The sequence below is a fragment of the Citrobacter sp. RHBSTW-00524 genome (assembly GCF_013747755.1).
In the GTDB taxonomy this organism is placed as follows: Bacteria; Pseudomonadota; Gammaproteobacteria; order Enterobacterales; family Enterobacteriaceae; genus Citrobacter; species Citrobacter braakii.
Window position 1 is genome coordinate 1135505 of sequence record NZ_CP056421.1, and the last position, 20677, is coordinate 1156181.

Below are 20677 nucleotides of genomic sequence, written 5' to 3' on the forward strand. Positions count from 1 at the left end.
GTGTTTTTTATGAGGTTTTTTGCTGTTGATAATTCTTATAAAAATTTGAAGAGCATCCTTTAAGTTATTCGGCTTGAGGATGCTCATTTAAAATTTAAGCAGCGTAGTCTTTTTCAACAGCCAGGAAGGGGTGATGCTGCCAACTTACTGATTTAGTGTATGATGGTGTTTTTGAGGTGCTCCAGTGGCTTCTGTTTATATCAGCTGTCCCTCCTGTTCAGCTACTGACGGGGTGGTGCGTAACGGTAAAAGTACTGCCGGACATCAGCGCTATCTCTGCTCTCACTGCCGTAAAACATGGCAACTGCAGTTCACTTACACCGCTTCTCAACCCGGTACGCACCAGAAAATCATTGATATGGCCATGAATGGCGTTGGCCTCAACACGATTTTACGTCACTTAAAAAACTCAGGCCGCAGTCGGTAACCTCGCGCATACAGCCGGGCAGTGACATCATCGTCTGCGCGGAAATGGACGAACAGTGGGGCTACGTCGGGGCTAAATCGCGCCAGCGCTGGCTGTTTTACGCGTATGACAGGCTCTGGAAGACGGTTGTTGCGCACGTATTCGGTGAACGCACTATAGCGACGCTGGAGCGTCTTATGAGCCTGCTGTCACCCTTTGACGTGGTGATATGGATGACGGATGGCTGGCCGCTGTATGAATCCCGCCTGAAGGGAAAGCTGCATGTAATCAGCAAGCGATATACGCAGCGAATTGAGCGGCATAACCTGAATCTGAGGCAGCATCTGGCACGGCTGGGACGGAAGTCGCTGTCGTTCTCAAAATCGGTGGAGCTGCATGACAAAGTAATCGGGCATTATCTGAACATAAAACACTATCAATAAGTTGGGACCATTACCAAATAGTTTATATGCTAAAAATTTAGGGAATCATTTTCCTAATTCTCCAGCTAAAAGTTCAGCCTGCTTCAAAATGGTCTCTGTGGCGAGCAAGGACATATCGGGTGGATAACCATATTTTTTGAGCAGACGTTTTACCACCACGCGAATTTTTGCTCTTGCTGCTTCTTTCACTGTCCAGTCAAGACTGACATTGTTGCGGATAGCCTCCGTAAGTACGACTGCCAGTTCTCGTAGTTTTTCCTTTTCCATTAACTCGCGAGCACTGTCGTTATCTGCAACAGCAGAATAGAAGGCATATTCATAAGCGCTGAGGTTTAACTGGGTGGCAAGGCTGTCAGATTCCTGGATAGTCTTGGCAAGCTTGATTAGCTCATCAATTACCTCCGCTGCGGTCAGTACCTTGTTCTGGTAGCCATTGATTGCAGAGGTCAGCATATCAATCAGTTTTTTGCCTTGGGTGATACTTTGATTCGAGCGAACCTTGATCTCGTCAGAAAGCAGTTTTTTAAGCGTTTCCAAAGCAATATTTCTGTGTTGGTAATCCTTCATTTCCTGAAGGAATTCTTCAGAAAGAACGGAAATATCAGGCTTTTGTATCCCAGCAGCGTCAAAAATATCAACAACTTTATCGGTAACCAGAGCCTGATCGATAGTCTGTTTTACCCGAACTTCGAGACTGTCATTGTGTTCTTCTTCTGATCCGTCTGAGTTTTCAGTAAATTTATTCAGTCTGGCTTTTACTGCCTGGAAGAATGCTACTTCGGGTGCCGCTTCCATTGCTTTATCGTGCGGTGTCGCCAATGCAAATGCCTGCGATAAGGCTGCAACCGCAGCCAGGAAACGCATTTTACCTTTACCGTTATCCAGCCCTAAAATATGGTTTTCTGATTCAAGAATAATTGTCAGGCGTTGTGAGGTAGTTGCGGCAAAGTAAGCTTTGTAATCGTATCCATGCATCATGCCTTCCAGGATTTCCAGCTTTTCCTGCATGAGCGTTACGGCTTCTTCCTGAACCTCAGCAGGATCTCCACGTCCACCTGCATCAGAGTAAAAGGAGAGGGCTTCTTTTAAATCAGAGGCAATGCCCAGATAGTCAACAACCAGACCGCCTATCTTATCTTTATACACACGGTTCACACGGGCAATTGCCTGCATAAGGTTGTGGCCTTTCATTGGTTTGTCGATATACAGCGTATGCATGCTGGGAGCGTCGAAGCCGGTTAACCACATATCACGCACTATCACCAGTTTCAGCTTGTCGTCGTCATCCTTCATACGGTTAGCCAGAACCTGACGTTCTTTTTTTGTGGTGTGGTGTTTGGCAATTTCTGGCCCGTCAGCAGCAGAAGAGGTCATGACGACTTTTATTATACCGTCATTTAAATCATCGCTGTGCCATTCAGGTTTTAAGGCTATGATTTCTTTATATAGTTCAGCAGCAATACGGCGGGACATGGTAACAATCATGCCCTTACCATGATCGGCATTGGATTTTAAGCGCTGCTCAAAGTGCAGAACCATATCCGCCGCAATCGCTTTAATACGTTTTGAACTGCCAATCAAACCTTCGATTCTGGCCCATTTAGAACGTTCTTTTTGCGTGAGCGTCAGTTCGTCCTCGTTAAACTCATCATCAAAGTCTTCAATAAGCTGACGACCTTCATCACTGATGGCAATTTTGGCAAGACGGCTTTCATAAAAGATACGAACTGTTGCACCATCTTCAACGGCCTGCGAGATATCGTAGATATCAACATAGTTACCAAAAACAGCAGGCGTGTTGACGTCCGTTTTTTCTATGGGGGTTCCGGTAAAGCCGAGATAGGTCGCATTAGGTAAGGCATCACGCATATATTTGGCAAAGCCATAAACAGTGCGCTTACCTGTAACGTTGCCTTCACTGTCTTTCACGTCAACTTCTTTGGCGCTGAAACCGTATTGTGAACGGTGGGCTTCATCAGCGATAACGACAATATTGGTTCTGTCTGACAACAACTCATAGATATTGCTGCCATCATTAGGCTGGAATTTTTGAATAGTGGTAAACACCACACCGCCAGAGGCTACGCGCAAATATTCTTTGAGTTCTTCCCGGTTGTCGGCCTGTTTTGGTGTCTGACGAAGTAGCTGGGTCGCGGAAGAGAACGTACCGAATAGCTGATCATCCAAATCGTTACGGTCAGTAATCACAACAACTGTCGGATTATCCAGCGCCAGCACAATTTTCCCGGTATAAAACACCATCGAAAGCGATTTACCGGAACCCTGAGTATGCCAGACTACACCCGCTTTGCGATCTCCGGTTTTTTGCGCATTAACAAGATCTTTACTGTTACGTCCCTGCTGGCGCAGTGCCACTTCGGCAGAGGGGGAGTCCGCATTCACCGCTGAGGCACGAATAGTGGAAAGAACTGCTGCATTGACCGCGTAATACTGGTGATAAGCGGCCATTTTTTTAACAGTGCGGATACTGATAATCCCTTGGCTGTCTTCATGTTTACTGGCTTCAAACACGATAAAGTGGCGGATCACATCCAACAGCGTTACAGGATTAAGTAACCCCTGTAATAAAACCTCAAGCTGTGGTTGGGTACTGGTGGCTTGTGTTTTACCATTAGCTGTTTTCCACGTCATATAGCGACTGAAATCAGCAGAAACTGTACCCGCCTTGGATTCCAGTCCGTCTGAAATAACATTAAACGCATTGTAGGTAAACAGGCTGGGTATTTGGTTCTGATAGGTTTTAATCTGGTTATAAGCGCCCAATACCGTAGCATTTTCGTCAGTAGCATTTTTTAGTTCAATAACGACTAACGGCAGACCGTTGATGAACAAAATAAGATCCGGCCGGCGGGTATGGTTGCCTTCTTTGATGGTGAGCTGATTAATGACCAGAAATGCATTATTAGTGGGATCGTTAAAGTCGATCAGGCTGGCCAGCTCCCCTTGTGTATTACCATCCTTGCTGACTTCGATATTGATTCCTTCGGTCAAAAGGCGATGAAAGGTTAGATTGTTTGCCATTAGGTCAGGTGAGCTGATCTGCATCACCTGTTTTAGAGCTTCCTCACACTTCTGCTCACTAAGGTGCGGATTAATTCGTTGCAATGCTGTACGCACTTTATCTTCAAGGATAACCTGCTGATAGCTACGTAACGGATTGATTCCACTGGGTTCAATGTCCGGGCCGTAAACATACTCATAGCCCAGCCCTTGCAGGTGCTCAATTGCCATTACTTCAATATCGGATTCGGTCATCTTTGCCATGCGTACTGTCCTTATTGCCGCTTAACCAGAGAGCGGGCTGTACACCCGCATAATTATTTTATGCTACTGATGCGATTGCTTCTTCTGCATACTGAACCCGTACTTCACCGCTCATCAGTTTGGGAAGTAAGGTATCGCGGAGTTTTTCTAAGCTATCAATTTGTTTTGAGTTGTTAATAAGTTTACTTTCAAATGAATCTAATAACTCATTAATTATACGTAGGGAAGCTTCTGTTGGCAGATTAACATTGAACTTCTTAAGGTGATCCAAGTTAACTCGTTGTCTGCCAGTTGAACCTTCCATACAGCTTTCTGCATATTCTTTGAAGTCCGGGTTTCGGCACATGATATATGAGATAAAAGGATGGATTTCTTTTTTAGGACGCATAACTATGAATTCGGTAGAACCCCATCCAGTTTCATTGTCGTCTAAAAAATCAATATAGGCCGCTTTCCCATTTTCTAAACATGGGGTAATTCTGGCTAGCAAGGTATCTCGTTTAGTAAATTTAGTTCCTGAAGAAAATGGACGTCTGTAATATCCATTTGCACGAAAAATAACAGTGCTCAGTCCAGCCATGTCCAAATAAGTAGCGTCTTGGCTTTTAATTAAAGTTCGCTTTGGATTAAAGTCAATTATCTGATCTATACTAACTGATACACCAGTGCTATCTAAAATAAACCACTGCCTAAACAGTGTTTCAGCCATAGATTCCAGCGTTTTATTCTGGCGATGAAGCAGGTCTATTTTGTCATCAAGAGAGGACAGTACAGAGGCGATGGCTTTTTGCTCTGGCAGTGAAGGTAATAGGATCTCTTGACTATAAGCGGTATCCCTGTTTAGTCCAGGAACAGCGCTATCTTCGTTCAGTTCTTCCAGCCCTAATGTTTTCAACAAATAGAATAAAAAAACAAAATCATATTTCGAAGGGTTAGGTAAAATATAATAAGCAGTATCAATACACCAAAATGGTCCATAAGTTAAGTACGCTTTCCCAACAGTTCCTTTACGACCAATAATAATTCCTTGTTCGTTTATTAATGCTTTGTTATGCCAACCAGTTAATCCACCTGAACTATATACAGGTATAGAGCCAGCATTCCTATCCTGTGCCTTTAATGCTTTACCATAATTAAGAATGACAATCTCACCAAGTTTAGTTTTTATCCACTGACTCATAAAACCACCTTCGCCAGACTCTCAGCGATAGACTTATTCAGATGCGCTTCTTCTTCCAATTGTGCTTCAAACTCCGCTTTAAGAGCCGTAAAACGTTCTTTAAAGTCAAAATCGTCTTCTTCGTCAGCAAGGCCAACATAACGGCCAGGCGTCAGCACATAATCAAGTTTAGCGACTTCATTGATATCGACAGATGCACAGAAACCAGCCACATCTTCGTAGTCGCCACCTTTGTTACGCCAGTTATGGTAGGTGTCAGCAATAGTTTTGATATCTTCGTCAGAAAGCACTTTGCTACGGCGGTTGATTAAATGACCAAGATTACGGGCATCAATAAACAGAATTTCTTTACTGCGATCACGATAATGACTGCTGTTTTCACGATCTCGGCGCATAAACCATAAGGCCGCTGGGATCTGGGTATTCAGGAACAGTTTTGCGGGTAAGTTAACGATACAATCAATCACATTGGCATCTTTGACCAGTGCTGCACGAATATCACCTTCACCCGAACTTTTAGAGGTTAAAGCCCCTTTTGCCAGCACAACGCCAGCCTGACCTTTTGGCGACAGGTGATACAGGAAGTGTTGCATCCAGGCAAAGTTAGCATTGCCGGCAGGAGGGATACCATATTGCCAACGGGCATCACCACGAAGCTGCTCACCGGACCAGTCGGAAACGTTAAACGGTGGGTTAGCAATGATAAAATCAGATTTTAAATCTTTATGAGCATCGTTAAGGAATGAACCTTCATTATTCCAGCGAACGTGTTCGGAGTTAATGCCACGAATTGCTAGGTTCATTTTTGCCAAACGCCAGGTGGTCTGGTTGGACTCCTGTCCATAGATCGAAATATCGTCAATATTTCCCTGGTGTGCTGCCACAAATTTTTCTGACTGAACGAACATACCACCAGAACCACAGCAGGGGTCAAAGACTCGGCCTTTATAGGGTTCCAGCATGTTAACCAGCAGGCTTACGATGGATTTTGGCGTATAGAACTGACCGCCCTGTTTGCCTTCTGCCAGTGCAAATTCACCAAGGAAGTATTCGAATACGTGGCCTAATACATCAGCAGAACGCGCTTTGGCATCTCCCAGTGCAATGTTGCCAATCAAATCTATCAGTTCACCCAGCACGGTGGCGTCGAGGTTCTGGCGAGCGTAGACTTTCGGCAGCACACCTTTTAGCTGTGGGTTACCCGCTTCGATAAGCTCCATAGCATCATCAACCAGCTTACCGATTTCAGGTAGCTTGGCCTTAGATATTAGATAGTTCCAGCGTGCAAGCTCAGGGACAAAGAAAATGTTGTAAGCGGTGTACTCGTCTTTATCTTCCGGGTCAGCGCCTGCGAACTCGCCTTCACCAGCCTTCAGCAACTCATAATGAGATTCAAAAGAATCAGAAATATACTTAAGGAAAATGAGGCCCAGCACGACATGCTTATACTCGGCTGCATCAATGTTTTTACGCAGCTTGTCTGCCGCTTTCCACAGGATGACTTCTAACGGATCTGTTTTGATTTCTTTAGGTTTTCTTGCCATTGGCGTAACTTCGTGAATTAGGATGGTAGCCCTATTTTGCCTTAAAGTTCCGCTTGTTACGAGCTTATACAGCGATTAATTATTATCTGATTTTAGTGTTTTCGTTCAGCTCAGCAAGTGCAATGACTCATGGGGTAAGTGCTTTGTAACAGGGTTGTTGATGTCAGTCGTTGGCCCTCAATGGAGTCACGGTCATAGGCATAATTGCTGTATAGCTGTTAATGTTTGTCTGGGTGAATTTCTACTATTCGGACTAACACCAAGTGAGTTCCATACTACATAACTGTGAGAATTTTCTGTACCCTTCACTCTATCCTCTTCTTGCATATTTACAGGAAGATAAAGCAAAAGATACAAAACTTTGTAATCAAAAAACTGTCTTAATGTACTTACATCACGTTTAGTTATTAAATTTTTTGTCATGGTGAAAATTTTTACTTGGTCATTAAAATTCATCGGGTGTTAATATTCTAAACGAATAGGATGTCAAGCTAAAATGATGTGTCAAGTTGTTTGTAAAGTGAGAGGTTTATTTTTGGAAGAAATGCTTAAGAGAAGTATATATGATATTTGCCTGAATATAATTATTGATATGCAAGGTTGGCAGAGGTTTTCTTTCTTTTCTAACCGAAGGGAAGAAAAGCAAGGGGAACTCGAAGAAGCAAGCGCAGCGGCTTCGCAGAGTTAGCCCTTGCTTCATTTCGCTATAATAATAAAAAATCGCAGTGCCTGCTATTTTATATAAAGATATACAGCTTAACTTGCATTTATTTTAAAGCTTCTCTTGCAGCACAGAAGATGCTATAAATTTCCGCTTCGGTTGAATAGATGACACTGTATGGTGCTTATAATTAAAAAATTATTCACTCAAGCAATTCTTTTTATAATAAATATTATTTATTTAACAAAAACGCTTGACATTCTTTCTTAAAGTGATTAATTGTAATGTTGTATAAATTTAAAACAAGAGGTTAAATAATGACTGAATATAATACGGCCTTCAATGAAGTAGACTTGCTTATGAATGAGATGCTTGAGAAATTAAATATATCATTAAATGAAACGAATTTATATCCAACTGATGATATGTTTCGGATAATTGTGCAAGAGATTGATGTTGAAAATTTAAAAATACTATCTTTTATTTATAACGAAGGATCTCAAGAGGTTATAGACAATATGACTTCCGTAATAAAAGAATTCATGTACTGGTGGGGAGATAATTTAGATTATGGTACTATTAATATCCAATCTCTAATTGCAAAAAAAGAAGAAAAAATAATTTCTTCAATCATATTAGAAAATTCAGATAAAGCTAAAAACATAAAAAGAATTTGATGGTTAATTGCAATCCTGACAATCATGCTCTCATGACCATTTTTTAGAGGGATGAGGGGCTGTTGCATTCACTTCATAGGAATACCTACTCATAGAGGCTGTCTGGCACGAGCGAAGCTCTTTGATCTGTTTCTTGACTGCGAAGATCTCTGTTTTAGCTAACTCACTATTGCTACTTTTTGCATCAAGATGGCTTATAAGGCGGTTCAGCTTTTGGGATATGTTAGACTGTGATTTCCAAGCTTCAACATTGATAGCAGGAACGACAGGAGGAAGCCTATCAAAGAGGTTAATCGAAGCCATTCGCCTTGCTTTTGTTTCCACGTTTAGCATTAAGAATCTCAGTGTAGGTCAATCTTCGTGCTTAGATTTTGATTTTTTCAACAGAACGGTGAAAAGAGCAAGGGACAAGAGAAGCTCCGCTTCTCTTAGTCATACCTTGCTAACATTCCTATATATCATTTAGAATCTTAGGCCATATTTTATTTCTCTTTCTTTAAATGCATCCTGGCCTCCCTCCAGAATTTCACATACATGTTGCCTTATACCCATACTCTTGAGAAGGCAAGTATCCTGTATTTTTTCAAAAGTATTTTCAAGTGCATTACTGATATATTCAAACTGATACTCTTCATTCTCACCATCTTTAATTTGACCAGTTTGGTTTGCAACAATAACACATTCTGAATCAGCGGAAACAACAAGGTTTGCGTTATGAGTAACCAATATTATTTGTCTCGTTTTTTTGCGTTGCTTAATAAACCTGTTCAACTGTTCATAAATAGTTCTGTTATCTAAGTTATCTTCTGGTTGATCTATGAGTATTGGATGCGATGCATTGCTCAGGTGCAGCAATAAATTCAAAAGAACTAACCCTCTTTTACCGGGAGACATTTTTATTATTTCATCATTATTATAGATAATTTCATAATCAATGAAGAAATAGTCATCGTAGAGTGTGTAAAGGATATCCTTTTTAGTAATCCCTTTCTTCACTTTGGGACAGGTTTCTTTTTTTGTATTTGCTAAAATGGTATTTATTTTTTCTATATGGTTTACTACATCAAAAGCAAAAATCTCTTTAGGATCATATGCATCACCCATTAAAGGTTGTAAATTGCCTCTCATGTCATAATTATCTATGAATTTATCAAATCCATCTTTATTGAAACTCAGTTTAGGGATTATTTTCATATCATCAGAAATACTATATTGCTCGGATGATAACTCAATAATATAGTCTTGATATAAAGACATTAATTCTGCATAGTTTGTTTGTAAATTAGAAAGGTTGTCTTTTGCATCTACTAATAATTTATCTATTACTTGTTGCAGTCCATTTATTTTGCTTAGTTTTTCTCTTTCGATACTTATTTTTTTGGTAAATAAGTCGAGGCTTTGTTTTTCCTTAACTTTTAATAATAAAGGAGTGATCTCTAACTCTGATTTTTCTTTTATTTGTGTGATTTTATCGATGAGTTTTGGTATTTTATTTGTTTTCAACTCAAAATGCTTTTGAGTTTCTAAGCGAATACTGTCCATACCTTTTTCAATAATGGAATAGTATTTTCTGGAAAAAATAGCAGTATCCGCAACACTTAATGAGGATGCTAAATCAGATTTTAAAGCATTAGTGTAATCTAGAAACCTTTCGTGTAGGCCAGTTATTAGCTTTGTGGAGTTTAAATGATAGTTATCAACTACTCTTAGTCTATTCTCAGAGTTTTTTAGAATGGTGTTGAGTTTATTGTATTTTATTATTTCTTGCTGATTGAATCCTGATTTTTCTCTTAGTTTTTTACATTGTTCTTCTAATGAACTGATCTCCTTTTCAATAGAGAATTTATCACCAATCTTATTTCTTTCATCACATAATGTTGTGTAATTATCTGAAAATGTCTGATGAAGTTCAATTTTTTCTTTTATCTCTTTGTTTTTTAATTTAATTTCAGAGTCTTTTATTTCACTGAATTCATAAAAATCTCTATTCTGCTTCAGAATTGACTCGATAAGTTTTTTGAGCTGATTTTTTCCTTCAACTTCCGCAAGTTTATTAATATACAATTGAGGTATGTAAGTTATAGGTTTTGTATCCTCTAAGTCAGAGAGCAAACTAATACTTCCATCATCCCATTCTACCTCAAAGTCAACACCTTGTGTATTATAGTTATCGGTGTCAGCTAAGTTTATATTTTCTAAAACAGCACTTTTATTTATAGCCGCTGCAATGAAGTAAAGTAAAAGTGATTTTCCAGAAGACTTTCCACCTATTATTGTATTCAAATCTTTATTTAAATATATCCAATTTTTGGGGAATTTTTTATCTTCACATATAAATCTTGCTCTTAATATCGTTTGATATCCAGCTTTTGTCTGAGGGTGAGATTCTTGGATTTTAACTCTCGACTCAGGCTCATATATTATTTGTTTTAGCCCATCAAAACTGAGATTAGCTTTTATCCAGGTGTGTCTGTTATCGTCAGGTTTAAACATTTTATCTGAGGAGTGTGCATCTGAACCCCAAACGCAAGGTTTTATGTTTCCAAACTCTTTCAGATAATCTCTTATCGTCTCGTGTTTTTCACCTTTGCAAAAATCAATAGTGCCACTATTTGAAGTGAAGAGCATGTGTGATTGCATTATGAGATGCTTCCGAACGGCATGGCCTTGACTCTTCCAACTGACTTTACTTAGATCTTCGTCTGCTGGTAAAGCTAATATATATTTTCCTTTGAATTTTCCGTTCGTGTTTAATATGTCTTTGAGTTCATCAAGATTGAAGCATGAATTTATCATCCCTACAAATAAAGGATTTTGTCCAGCAAAATTATGTTGATGTTGGCATAGTTTTTCGCCAAATTCGATTATATTCTCTTTTGTGAAGTTTCTTCTGTCTGTTCTGGCACCTGGTTCTGAATAAAAATCAAATTTCAGACAGTTTATAATTTCTTTTTCTATGGTTTCTGGAGAAACAGAATCACATAATAAGAGATGGTAATTTACTTTTCTATTCCACCTTAAATCTGATTCCTTTCCGATAACTAATTTATCAATTCTGAACTCGATGTTTGGTAATACCCTTATTTCTTTAACTAACTCATAATTTTCAGCACCTAATAATTGCTCCATTCTTTCAGGGTTAGATAAGTAGTCATTTTTTATCTTTTTATATCCATCTATGAAAAAATAATCAGTAATCCCTATTACTTTTATATTTTCTTCGATAGCTTTAGTGAATAAATCAATAATATATTTATCCCAGTCGTCTCTATATTCGTTTCTCAAAACTGATGCAGGAGTATGGACATGAAGATCCCATTTATTCCATTCTGAGCCTCTACTGAACATTTCTTTCTCCATCTGAATTAAATTTATTTTTTATTTAATAGGATGATGACCTATACTTATTCAGAATATAACTTAAATCTGTGTGAACAAGAAGTATCGTTCCATTATTTTTTGATGACTTGGTATACTCCCCTAAGCTATCTATCATTGCTTTTTTTTAAGATATAGTAGCCCATATGTATACCAAATTTGGTTAAATATTGAATTATTCAATAATATCAATAGGTAAGATGTTGAATGAAAGTACTGCTGCATCATGGGGGTGTGGGAGTCTAAGTTTTCTATTGTACTCATCGGTTTATGATGTCCATTTTCTTAATTTTTAATGAGTTAGTGATTTTTGTGGTTATCATTAAGTTTCACGTTGTCTCATCGAATATCATGAAATCCTACATTTAAAGGTGGGGTAAAGTGTGCCTTGCCAACCTATACCTGGGTAAAATATGGGCATATACAGAGTAACCTACCTTGATGTTCATGACTGCATAAGGTGCATGATAACGGAGTCTTTATGGCAGGAAAACAAGAGGGAAAGCTACTTTCGTTTAAAGCGGTAGAAATGATGAAGCCTGGCGACAAAGATAAGTCCATAAATGACTCTGAGGTGTCTGTTAAATCCGTGGTGATTCAACCTGTACGACAACCGGGGCGATATCTCAGTAAGGAGGCCATTAGACAGGCCTCGTCGTGAGGAGCGAATCTGCTTACAGATGTGGGGTCGGTCCATTATTCTGGAATACACCGGTATCAGGACGATGTTTCATGCAATTTATCTGCTGGAGTTCCTCAATGGTATATTCGCGGTACAAGAAATACTGGATTTGGGTACCGTACCTGAGGTTCATTTTCTGAGCCAAGGCTGATACCCGCTGATACACTGCTTTCGTTGAGCAGTGCAGAAGTTGGGATGTGGCAGTAATATTTATTTGTCGGCGTAACGCACAGGCTACGGAAATCTCGGTATGGGTAAGGTTACGTAGCTCCCGCAAAGAATCAATTATGGTGAGTATATGATAGACAGTATATCTTCGGCCTTCATTAATATACCGGATAAACTCCGTTACAGAGGCGGTTCTGGAGATCCCCTCCAGTGATGAAAGCACCTTTGATAACATTCCACGGCCTTTTACAAAAATGATAGAATAGCCGTCGGTCAGTTCATTGCAAACACGATGTTTAATATCATGCAAGCTGAAGAAAGATTCAATATCAATAATACATAAATTCTCTTCGCGCAGGCTATCTATTGGCATCAGCCCTCCCGCAGACCGGGTAAAAAAAATATCATCAGAGAATACGACAAACGACATTGGGAAAAACCTTAACTCTTTGTTTTTAAGAAAAATGAGTCCGGTGCTTTCCTCAAAGGGATACACTGGACAATAAATGATTTACTGATTTTTTGAGATGAAACTAAGAAATTACAAGAACATCCTCATTCAGACGCTATTTTTTGTCTGACACCATTAGCGTTATCTCTTTTTTATTTAGCATGGAAATAATCCCCTGCTCCTTCAGGCTATCCAGGGCACGCGACAAGGTGGATATCGAAATGCCCAGAACCTGGGCCAGTTCTTTCTTACTGATCGGTAACTCAAGATTGAGATGCTCAAAGCCATACTCTTTATAAGTGCGAGACAACAGTTGCAGGAAATATTGAACCTTCTGCAAGGTATCACTTTTGGTCAATACTGAAATAAATTGCTGTTTTTCCTGCGCCGAACGTGACAGGATCCTGACAATAAAATCTGTAAATCCTGGCATCAGCTGGCTCATTTCGTAGAAATGATCGCTTCTCAGTACGCAAACTTCTATTTCCGTTGCGGCTTGAATATCCTGCTGACTGTACCCGATGTGCAGCTCCTCCACGCCCATCACCTGTCCTGGCAAAACGATCCCCATCAGTTGCCCGCGCGCATCGTAAACCTTAGCGGCCCCGCTACGTAGGGCATACAGCTCGTCTATTTTCTCTCCCCGACGATAAATATATTCACCTCTGGCAATCTTCTTTTTTGTCTCCAGATTGCGGATAAACAATGGATCTTTCTGCCTGAAAAGATAGGCAGAGCACAGTTCTGCAAAACCGCACTCTTCACAATTGACACAATTATTTCTTTTCATAGTGAATGTATAACACTATCCCTGTTATTGAATCACACAGTTCATTAAGGGTGATAAGGTATTTGCAATCGTAATATAGTTATTGTCTTTTTTGTCTAAGGAGATAACGTATTCCCCTTCCATCCCAAATATTTTTGTTGTCAGCAGGGTAATGTCTTCCGGCACATTATCGTGAGCCATGATATCTTTTGTTGTCGTATTCATGCGATACTGGTTGCCGCTGACGTTATGATAGGTAAATGTTATATAACGCGACAATCGATATTGACGCCCCTGATAGTCAATATTGCCCGAAAGATTAAATACGCCCGTTTCGTTCTTGTTAAATTCAAACGTGATATTCCCTTTGAATAAGAGAGCGTTATCCGAAGCGTCAACATAGGTGGCATTAGCAAAGCAGCGTTCGTCAAAATAAACACCCGATCGCAGGTTTAGTTGCCATGTTAACAGACAAATCAACGCGACCGCTGCCAGCACTAAGGTTGTCATCAGCTTCATTTTAATTTCCAGTTAAAAGCGTAATGGTTCTCACAATAGACAATTTTTGCTGTTGCCTTATCTGTTGGACAATAAGAGTAGAAAAACCGACCATGGCTACCGTAAAGAACGCTGGGTTGAAAATAAACCATAATCTGCGCGGGTTTCCGGGCACACTTTTGCTCAAGTTCAGGCTGTAGCTGACGGATAATATTCATGACCTGAGGGTCAACTTCCTCCGATAAATCTTCATAGGCAGTAAATTTGCAGCTCCCGATTTCACCAATGCTGTATTCCGCTGCAAAACGCGGTGATTCCTGTTTCTGGCTGAGTATCCACAGATTGGCCAGCAGCAAAAACGCGATAGCCGCGATCAGCCAGAGATTTTTTTTATCCTTCGTTGCCGCCTTACGCAGGGATACCGGAAGAGGTGTGGTACTCACCCTTTCCTCATCATTCTGCAGTTCGACGGCGATTTCCGGTGAGAAGTAAAAGCCCACCTTGGGTACGGCTACAATAATTTCCTCAATGAATATTAAGGACGTTAATGTTTTTCTGAGGATACTAATGTACTGGCTCAGCGATGAACTGGAACCCGGATGGCCCGCTTCCTCCCAGACTTTATCCAGAAGATAATCACGTTCAAGTACCCGGCCTGGCGACGCAATCAGCAACGAAAGAATACGGTTAGCGGTATTTGTTAGCCTTTTACTTTGCTCGTTTCCGGGTTCCTTGACCACAAGTTCCCCGCTCTCGCTATCGTAAATGACTCTATTGGCTATCAAATATTTCATTCGCGTTTTCTTTCGGTAAATTTATAGAATATGCATTCTGCGCGGCTGCGATTTCGGGTTATGCCTGGCTTAGTACATCGCAACCAAAGGTCTGAGCACTGCAATATTATGGCTTAGCAGATCGACAATGTCCCGATCCAGACGAAAATTTGACGCCTCTTCCTCCAGAATAATCAATGCTTTTTCGCTGGACATCCCCTGACGATAGGGGCGGTTCTCGATCATCGCGGTGAAAACATCAGCCACAGCAATAATACGCGAAGGGATATCCAGCGCAGCCGCACCCAGACGAAAAGGGTAGCCGCTGCCGTCGAGGCGTTCATGATGTCTTGCCGCCCAGTGTACGATTTCACCCAGCTCTTCAATAGGGTGTAGCATCTCCAGCGTCTTATAGCTGTGGCGCTTCATTTGCGCATACTCGTCCGGCTCCAGCTTTCCCTGCTTCTCGAGGATTTCCAGTGGAATACCCAGCTTGCCAATATCGTGCAGGTACCCCGCGATGCGGATTTTATCCTGGGTGTAGCGATCGCAGCCGTACAGCTCCGCAAGCTTCGCCGCCACGTGAGCCACGCTGGTACTGTGAGTCTGCGTAAAGCTGCTGTATTTATCGACGATATTCGAAATCAGCAGGCAGACCTCCAGAAAATCATGGTGATCCAGCACCACATCATTGAGCGGGCTGATAACGCGCAGCACCTGTTGTAATGAGGGCGAACTCAGGCGAAACCAGAAACCATCCTCATGGCTGGCATCCTGTAGCGCCTCGACCAGGCACGATGGCCATAGTGGGCTACTGGCCAGAAAACCGGAAACAATATTATTCCGTTGGGCCACATAGTCACCTTCAATCCCGCGCAGCCACAGCTCAAACTCATCGGCCAGATGCACCAGATGCCAGGTATTTAGCATTGTATTCTGCGTGTAACCCAAGGCATCCGCGTGGCGCGTTTCAAGAATTGCGGTCACTGGCTGTAAAAAACGTACGCCGGACATCATTGAGGCGCCAAGTCGTCCATGCTCTTCAATAAAGGCTTTACCATGGGGGCCACTGAAGGGATGCACTTTGCTCAGCGCCCCGATATTGTGCAACATACCCGCAAGCCAGGCGTTATTGATGGTTGCACTGTCAAAAGCGGCTCGATTTCCGAGATACCAGCAAATGAGACCCGTGCGTTGCAAATGATGCACCAGTTCAGGAGAAAGCGGGTGCATAATGCTGTGCAGAAGATCAAGTACGGTTTGAACAGATATTTTCATAAAATCCTTTATGAGAATTAAATTAAAAACTTCCTGTAGCCCGTCTGGGCCACAGTAAAATAGGGGGGTTAATCGTAGCCAAACATTATCTGCGCAGTCGCCACCACGCTACCGGTTGATAATGCTGAGGCGTTATAAACTTTGTAATAAGCATGAAGATAAATGTATTGCGTATTGCTTATATCATCATCTTTAGCGATATCTAATATTTGCGAGGCATGTTCCATATTATTGCTACTGGATATTTGCACCTCATCATAGTCACCCATAAACATCCGGCTACGAATGGCAATACCTACCCCTCCCGCTGTGGTTTCATCGTTGACCATTATCTGGTAGCTGGTATCCGAACTGACTAAATCATTGCTGGATAACCAGGCCTTAACATTGCGGGTAGACGTTTTAATTCCGGCCAGGTTGCCGCATTTCAGCGGGATGGTGAAATCGGCACCATCTGCCTTTCCATTTTTTTTCAGGACGCTAAACGGAGCGGGGGGTAATTTCACGCTCATGTCTCGCGTCATATTGCAGGTTGTTTCTTTTGGCTCAAACTGAATCGTTAGCTTCTCATAAGCAATAAAATAATCGGTATTCCAGCTTTTGCGTGCGGTTTCAGACATCATATTGGACCAGGCGCGATAAGCATATGTTTTGCTGGAAAGGAACGGTGAGCTGGAGCCGCTTCCGGTACCGCTCATCACCGCAGGGATGACCGACAGTGCGCCGCTGGTTGTGGTTTTGGTATAGCTTTCCATTCCCACAGGTGGAGCCGACATTAATTCCGCCCGCAGCGTATATTGTGTCTGATATGACAGAGAGTGAATGCCCACGATACCGCTGACAGTCACTTTGGTATCGCCACTAATGGTGGACGTTAATTTTATCCAGTAGCTACTTTCACCATCCGCACTGTTGAAATTCAAATAAACAGGAGAACCGTTGAAACCGGTAAAATAATATAAGTGGTCTTGCGCCAGACCACCGATCCCGATATTTCCGTAAGTACAGGTCATACTACCCGACCAACTGGTGGTATAGGAATATTCAACGACGTTTGAATTCACGAAAGCCGATGAAAGATTTAGCGACTTATCCGATTCTGCGACGCTGGAAAAAAGTATGCCGGAATTACGGCAGGTATCGCCTGTTACACCGCGAGACTGAGCCTGCGACTGTGCTTGTGCAGATAATATTGGGATTGCGGTCAGTATTATGGCCGTAACCATAAGATAAAATAATTTTTTCATGATTGATTCTGTTAGCTGAGTAAACTGAGTTAGCGACAAATATTTTCAGCATGCTCTGCAGGCTGGGAAATAGTGCAGAATTTTTTAGTCTTGCCTTTGCTGATATTCACTTTCAGGCTGGCGGGAAGCGTCTCTGACTTAATAAAAATCTGACTCCCCTGTGCGACATAGCCGACCTCTTCATTCCCGGCACCGCTGACAACCGCGCCAAACGGCAACTGACCCCCTTCAGCGGTTTGCACATCAAAAGTGAAGAGTCTGCGCGTGTCAGTTTTGTACTTCAGCCAGCTGATACTGCCTTCGTACGGCGCCACATTGAGTAAATTACCTTCAAGGTCGACGTCGCTTTTTTGGGTTCCATCCTGCTCCAGATGGAAATTATTCTGTCGGTACGGTGTCGCGCTGGTGATGAGGGCGATACCTTTGCTGTTGGTGTGTGCGGAGGTATCGCCGTTAACGACCGCGTTCACCACTCCTGGCGCTTCAATAATGACAAAATTACGTCCGTTATGAGGAGACGCCAGCAGCCCACCTTTCCATGCCAGCAGATTGCCGCTGGCACCCAGGCTTAGCTGGCGATATTCACGGGCCAGCGTCGCGCCGCTGTTCATGCTGGTATAGTCATTTTTCCAGTTGGTGTAGAGATCGGCTGCCCGCGAATCGTTGTCACTGTCGTGGCTCAGCATCAGGCTGTAGTCAACATCATGCATATTCCCGCTCATGCTGACATCAGAAGAGGAATATTTGCCGTTCTGCACGCTGGCATGAGAAGACAGGCTGCCGCCGCTGCCGAATATCGACATCGGTATCGTGACAGAAAAATAGAGGTTGTTTTCCGTCTTACCGCGTGAACGCAACGCGCTCACCAGGTCGCCTTCATAATTGGTTTCATAGTCGTAATAGGACTGCGTAACCTCCGAGCGGCGCAGCGAAACCGAGTAGTTGACGCCGTGACTGGCATTGCTCCAGGTCAGGTTGTACTGACGGCTACTTTTCTGACCGCGCCAGTAATCGCGCCAGTAGGCTGAAAGCGACAGTCTTCCAAATTGTTCCCCCAGCGGCTGATTAATATTGGCGCTAAAGGCTTGTTTGCTGTTGATCGTTGAGGTGCCCGTTCCGCCATAATCCTTAATATTGGATTTGGTCAGGATATAATCGCTAAAAGAAGCGTAATCCTGAGTACGGTAATAATACGAAGCCAGCGAAATATTGGTGCGGGTCGGGAAGTATTTACTCCAGGACAGCGCGTATTTTTCTCCGTGGCGACGGCTCTCGCCAGGCAGACGATACTGCGACTCCTCCACGGAAGCCGAGAGTGACCCAGCGTAGGGGACGGAAACCGCTCCTCCCAGAAGCAGAGACTGATAATCCTGGCTCCAGATCCCGCCCGCTGACGCAGTGAGGTAGTTATTCACCCCACGTGAATAGCTCACCTGGGTAAAATGGCTGCTATCGTCGACGTTGCGCATGTCCACCGCCCCGACGTTAATCTGATAGTCGCTGCTGCCGGGGCGCTGCATATCCGGGATCGAGGAGAATGGCACAATGAAGTGCTCAATGTTGCCGCCAGTGTTTTTTACCTCAACGGATAAATCGCTGCGTGAGCCGGTAGGCATCAGATCGCGGATGGCAAAGGGACCTGGCGGGACATTGATCTGGTGGATGATATGACCATCCTGGGAGATACTGACCACCGCTGAACTGGTTGCAACACCTTCGATCACCGGCATATAAACGTTTTCGCTGTCCGGTAACATCTGACGACTTTTATTCAGTGTCACCCCACGAAAACGGACCGTGTCAAAATAATCAGACGTCGTATAGCTTCGACCAATGCGCAGTACCGAATCGATTGCCGCAATTGGTTTTTCAACAAAACGCGTGGTATTTATCCAGCTACCTTTGTTCATTGCGCTGTAGCGCATCCACGATGAGCTATCGAGAAAATGCCAGCCATACAGGTTTAGTCCGCTGTTCAGCGATAAATACAGATTATCGCTGTCACTATAGCCATTCTGCAGACCGTGAAAATTGTAATAGTTGAAATTGTAATTGGTATACAGGCCATTAATTCCCTGATCCCATTTTTGCGGTGACACCCAGTTACGGCTATATTCTTTTACGAAAGCCTGAGGTACTTCTAAATCCAGACGCAGTGTGCCGGGTATCAGGGCGCTTTTCCCTCCGTGTAGCAGGGTATTAACGTCGAGCTTTTCAGCGGTGCTTTTATTTACGATGTCATCCAGCCCCTGAATATCCAGTAGAGATACGTCGTCTTTATTAATAAGCAGAGTACCCTTGTCATCATTAGCGACGGAAATATTAAATTTCCCGCGCCAGACGTTATTCACAAAAACATCCAAATCATAAGCCCCCGGCGTCATAACCAGCCGAGAATTACTCCAGTCCATATCTGCTGAATTACCTACCAGCAGGCTGCTATTAAAATCCTCTGCCAACGCGCCGTATGAAAATATCGCGAGGCTGACAGAGTGAACTAGCAAACTTATACGAAACAGAGAACTGTTTTTCATCAGAATTGAACCTGGAGTCATTTATCTGGGATATCAGTGGATAGTGCTGAATCTCTTTGCGCCATAATCATCAAGCCAGGTAAGGCGATATTGCCCACCGGACTGAATTTTGCTGGACACCAGCGCGCAGCCAAACGGCGGAATAAACGCAGTCTCAGCCAGTAAATTATCTTTTCGGCTTTGCTTTAGCTCGCCCCCCTGCCAGGTCACGACCTGAGGGATGGTCATGTAATATGGCGAATTATTCTTCAGGCAGGTGTGACCGCCAGAAGTTGAAACGGTAATTTTCTCCGCTACGCTGCTGTCGAGATCGCTCAGTACATCCGGACGATAGAACAGTTTTATGCGGTTGCGAATGGCCACCTGCAGGTAGCTATCACCACTGCCTTCAGGGACGGGAGGGACATCCAGAACGTTAAGCCAGAACACACTTTCGCGGTCTTTTGGCAGCGACTGAGTGTTCATCGCCGAGATTTTCAGAGCCTGTCCGGCGTGTCCGCTCATTTTTACGACCGGAGGCAGCAGAGAAAACGGCACTTTGACTTTCTCCGGCGCGGCGGAAGCATCGCCCTCGTCAATCCATGACTGGACCAGATGGGTTTGTTCGCTGTCGTTTACCAGTTGCACCGACACAAATTTGGCGCTGGCCGGATAAATAACACGCGTTTCGTTGATCACAACGCTTGCGCTGGCATTCATGGAA

14 protein-coding genes and 1 pseudogene are annotated in these 20677 nt (G+C 42.8%); 2 read left to right on the forward strand and 13 right to left on the reverse strand.

Features of this window, described 5'->3' with window-relative positions:
* Positions 1 to 184: 184 nt before the first annotated feature.
* Positions 185 to 849 (forward strand): IS1 family transposase gene (locus HV229_RS05490; RefSeq protein WP_224360164.1). Its coding sequence is split into 2 segments (ribosomal slippage): positions 185 to 401 and positions 401 to 849, totalling 666 coding nucleotides; the frame shifts between segments, so codons are not numbered across the junction.
* 45 nt (positions 850 to 894) lie between these two features.
* Here the strand turns inward: HV229_RS05490 and HV229_RS05495 are convergent.
* The 3 genes from HV229_RS05495 to HV229_RS05505 are packed head-to-tail and all read right to left on the reverse strand — an operon-like array spanning position 895 to position 6858.
* Positions 895 to 4134, reverse strand: coding sequence for a type I restriction endonuclease subunit R (locus HV229_RS05495; protein WP_021536850.1), 3240 nt, complete (start codon positions 4132 to 4134; stop codon positions 895 to 897).
* 58 nt (positions 4135 to 4192) lie between these two features.
* A complete protein-coding gene (locus tag HV229_RS05500; RefSeq protein WP_021536851.1) occupies positions 4193 to 5314 on the reverse strand; it encodes a restriction endonuclease subunit S in 1122 nt (373 codons plus the stop codon).
* Positions 5311 to 6858, reverse strand: a complete 1548-nt coding sequence (locus HV229_RS05505) for a class I SAM-dependent DNA methyltransferase (RefSeq protein ID WP_023294350.1) — start codon at positions 6856 to 6858, stop codon at positions 5311 to 5313. Before HV229_RS05505 ends, HV229_RS05500 begins: the two co-directional genes overlap by 4 nt.
* A 978-nt stretch (positions 6859 to 7836) precedes the next feature.
* Here HV229_RS05505 and HV229_RS05510 point away from each other — a divergent pair.
* Positions 7837 to 8196 carry a hypothetical protein gene (locus tag HV229_RS05510; protein WP_048213044.1) on the forward strand — a complete coding sequence of 120 codons (360 nt, stop codon included), beginning with the start codon at positions 7837 to 7839 and terminating at the stop codon, positions 8194 to 8196.
* Positions 8197 to 8226: 30 nt separating this feature from the next.
* Here HV229_RS05510 and HV229_RS26245 read toward each other — a convergent pair.
* From HV229_RS26245 to HV229_RS05560, 10 genes and pseudogenes are all read right to left on the reverse strand, one after another.
* A pseudogene (locus HV229_RS26245) lies at positions 8227 to 8539 on the reverse strand (hypothetical protein); the annotation flags it as partial.
* Positions 8540 to 8658: 119 nt separating this feature from the next.
* Positions 8659 to 11544: a TrlF family AAA-like ATPase gene (locus HV229_RS05520; protein ID WP_181547033.1), complete on the reverse strand. Its 2886-nt coding sequence runs from the start codon at positions 11542 to 11544 to the stop codon at positions 8659 to 8661.
* Between the two features lie 704 nt (positions 11545 to 12248).
* Positions 12249 to 12854, reverse strand: a complete 606-nt coding sequence (locus HV229_RS05525) for a hypothetical protein (protein WP_181547035.1) — start codon at positions 12852 to 12854, stop codon at positions 12249 to 12251.
* 136 nt (positions 12855 to 12990) lie between these two features.
* On the reverse strand, positions 12991 to 13581 hold the full coding sequence (locus HV229_RS05530) for a Crp/Fnr family transcriptional regulator (RefSeq protein WP_249417785.1): 591 nt from the start codon (positions 13579 to 13581) through the stop codon (positions 12991 to 12993).
* A 108-nt stretch (positions 13582 to 13689) separates the two neighbouring features.
* Complete coding sequence (locus HV229_RS05535) at positions 13690 to 14163, reverse strand: hypothetical protein (protein WP_080859140.1); 474 nt, start codon at positions 14161 to 14163, stop codon at positions 13690 to 13692.
* On the reverse strand, positions 14160 to 14936 hold the full coding sequence (locus tag HV229_RS05540; protein ID WP_046274815.1) for a winged helix-turn-helix domain-containing protein: 777 nt from the start codon (positions 14934 to 14936) through the stop codon (positions 14160 to 14162). Before HV229_RS05540 ends, HV229_RS05535 begins: the two co-directional genes overlap by 4 nt.
* Positions 14937 to 15005: 69 nt before the next feature.
* Complete coding sequence (locus tag HV229_RS05545) at positions 15006 to 16193, reverse strand: HD domain-containing phosphohydrolase (protein WP_181547039.1); 1188 nt, start codon at positions 16191 to 16193, stop codon at positions 15006 to 15008.
* A gap of 68 nt (positions 16194 to 16261) precedes the next feature.
* Positions 16262 to 17440 carry a fimbrial protein gene (locus tag HV229_RS05550; protein ID WP_046274817.1) on the reverse strand — a complete coding sequence of 393 codons (1179 nt, stop codon included), beginning with the start codon at positions 17438 to 17440 and terminating at the stop codon, positions 16262 to 16264.
* A 29-nt stretch (positions 17441 to 17469) separates the two neighbouring features.
* Positions 17470 to 19974 carry a fimbria/pilus outer membrane usher protein gene (locus HV229_RS05555; protein ID WP_181547041.1) on the reverse strand — a complete coding sequence of 835 codons (2505 nt, stop codon included), beginning with the start codon at positions 19972 to 19974 and terminating at the stop codon, positions 17470 to 17472.
* 33 nt (positions 19975 to 20007) lie between these two features.
* Positions 20008 to 20673, reverse strand: coding sequence for a fimbria/pilus periplasmic chaperone (locus HV229_RS05560; protein ID WP_223949822.1), 666 nt, complete (start codon positions 20671 to 20673; stop codon positions 20008 to 20010).
* Between the last annotated feature and the right edge of the window lie 4 nt (positions 20674 to 20677).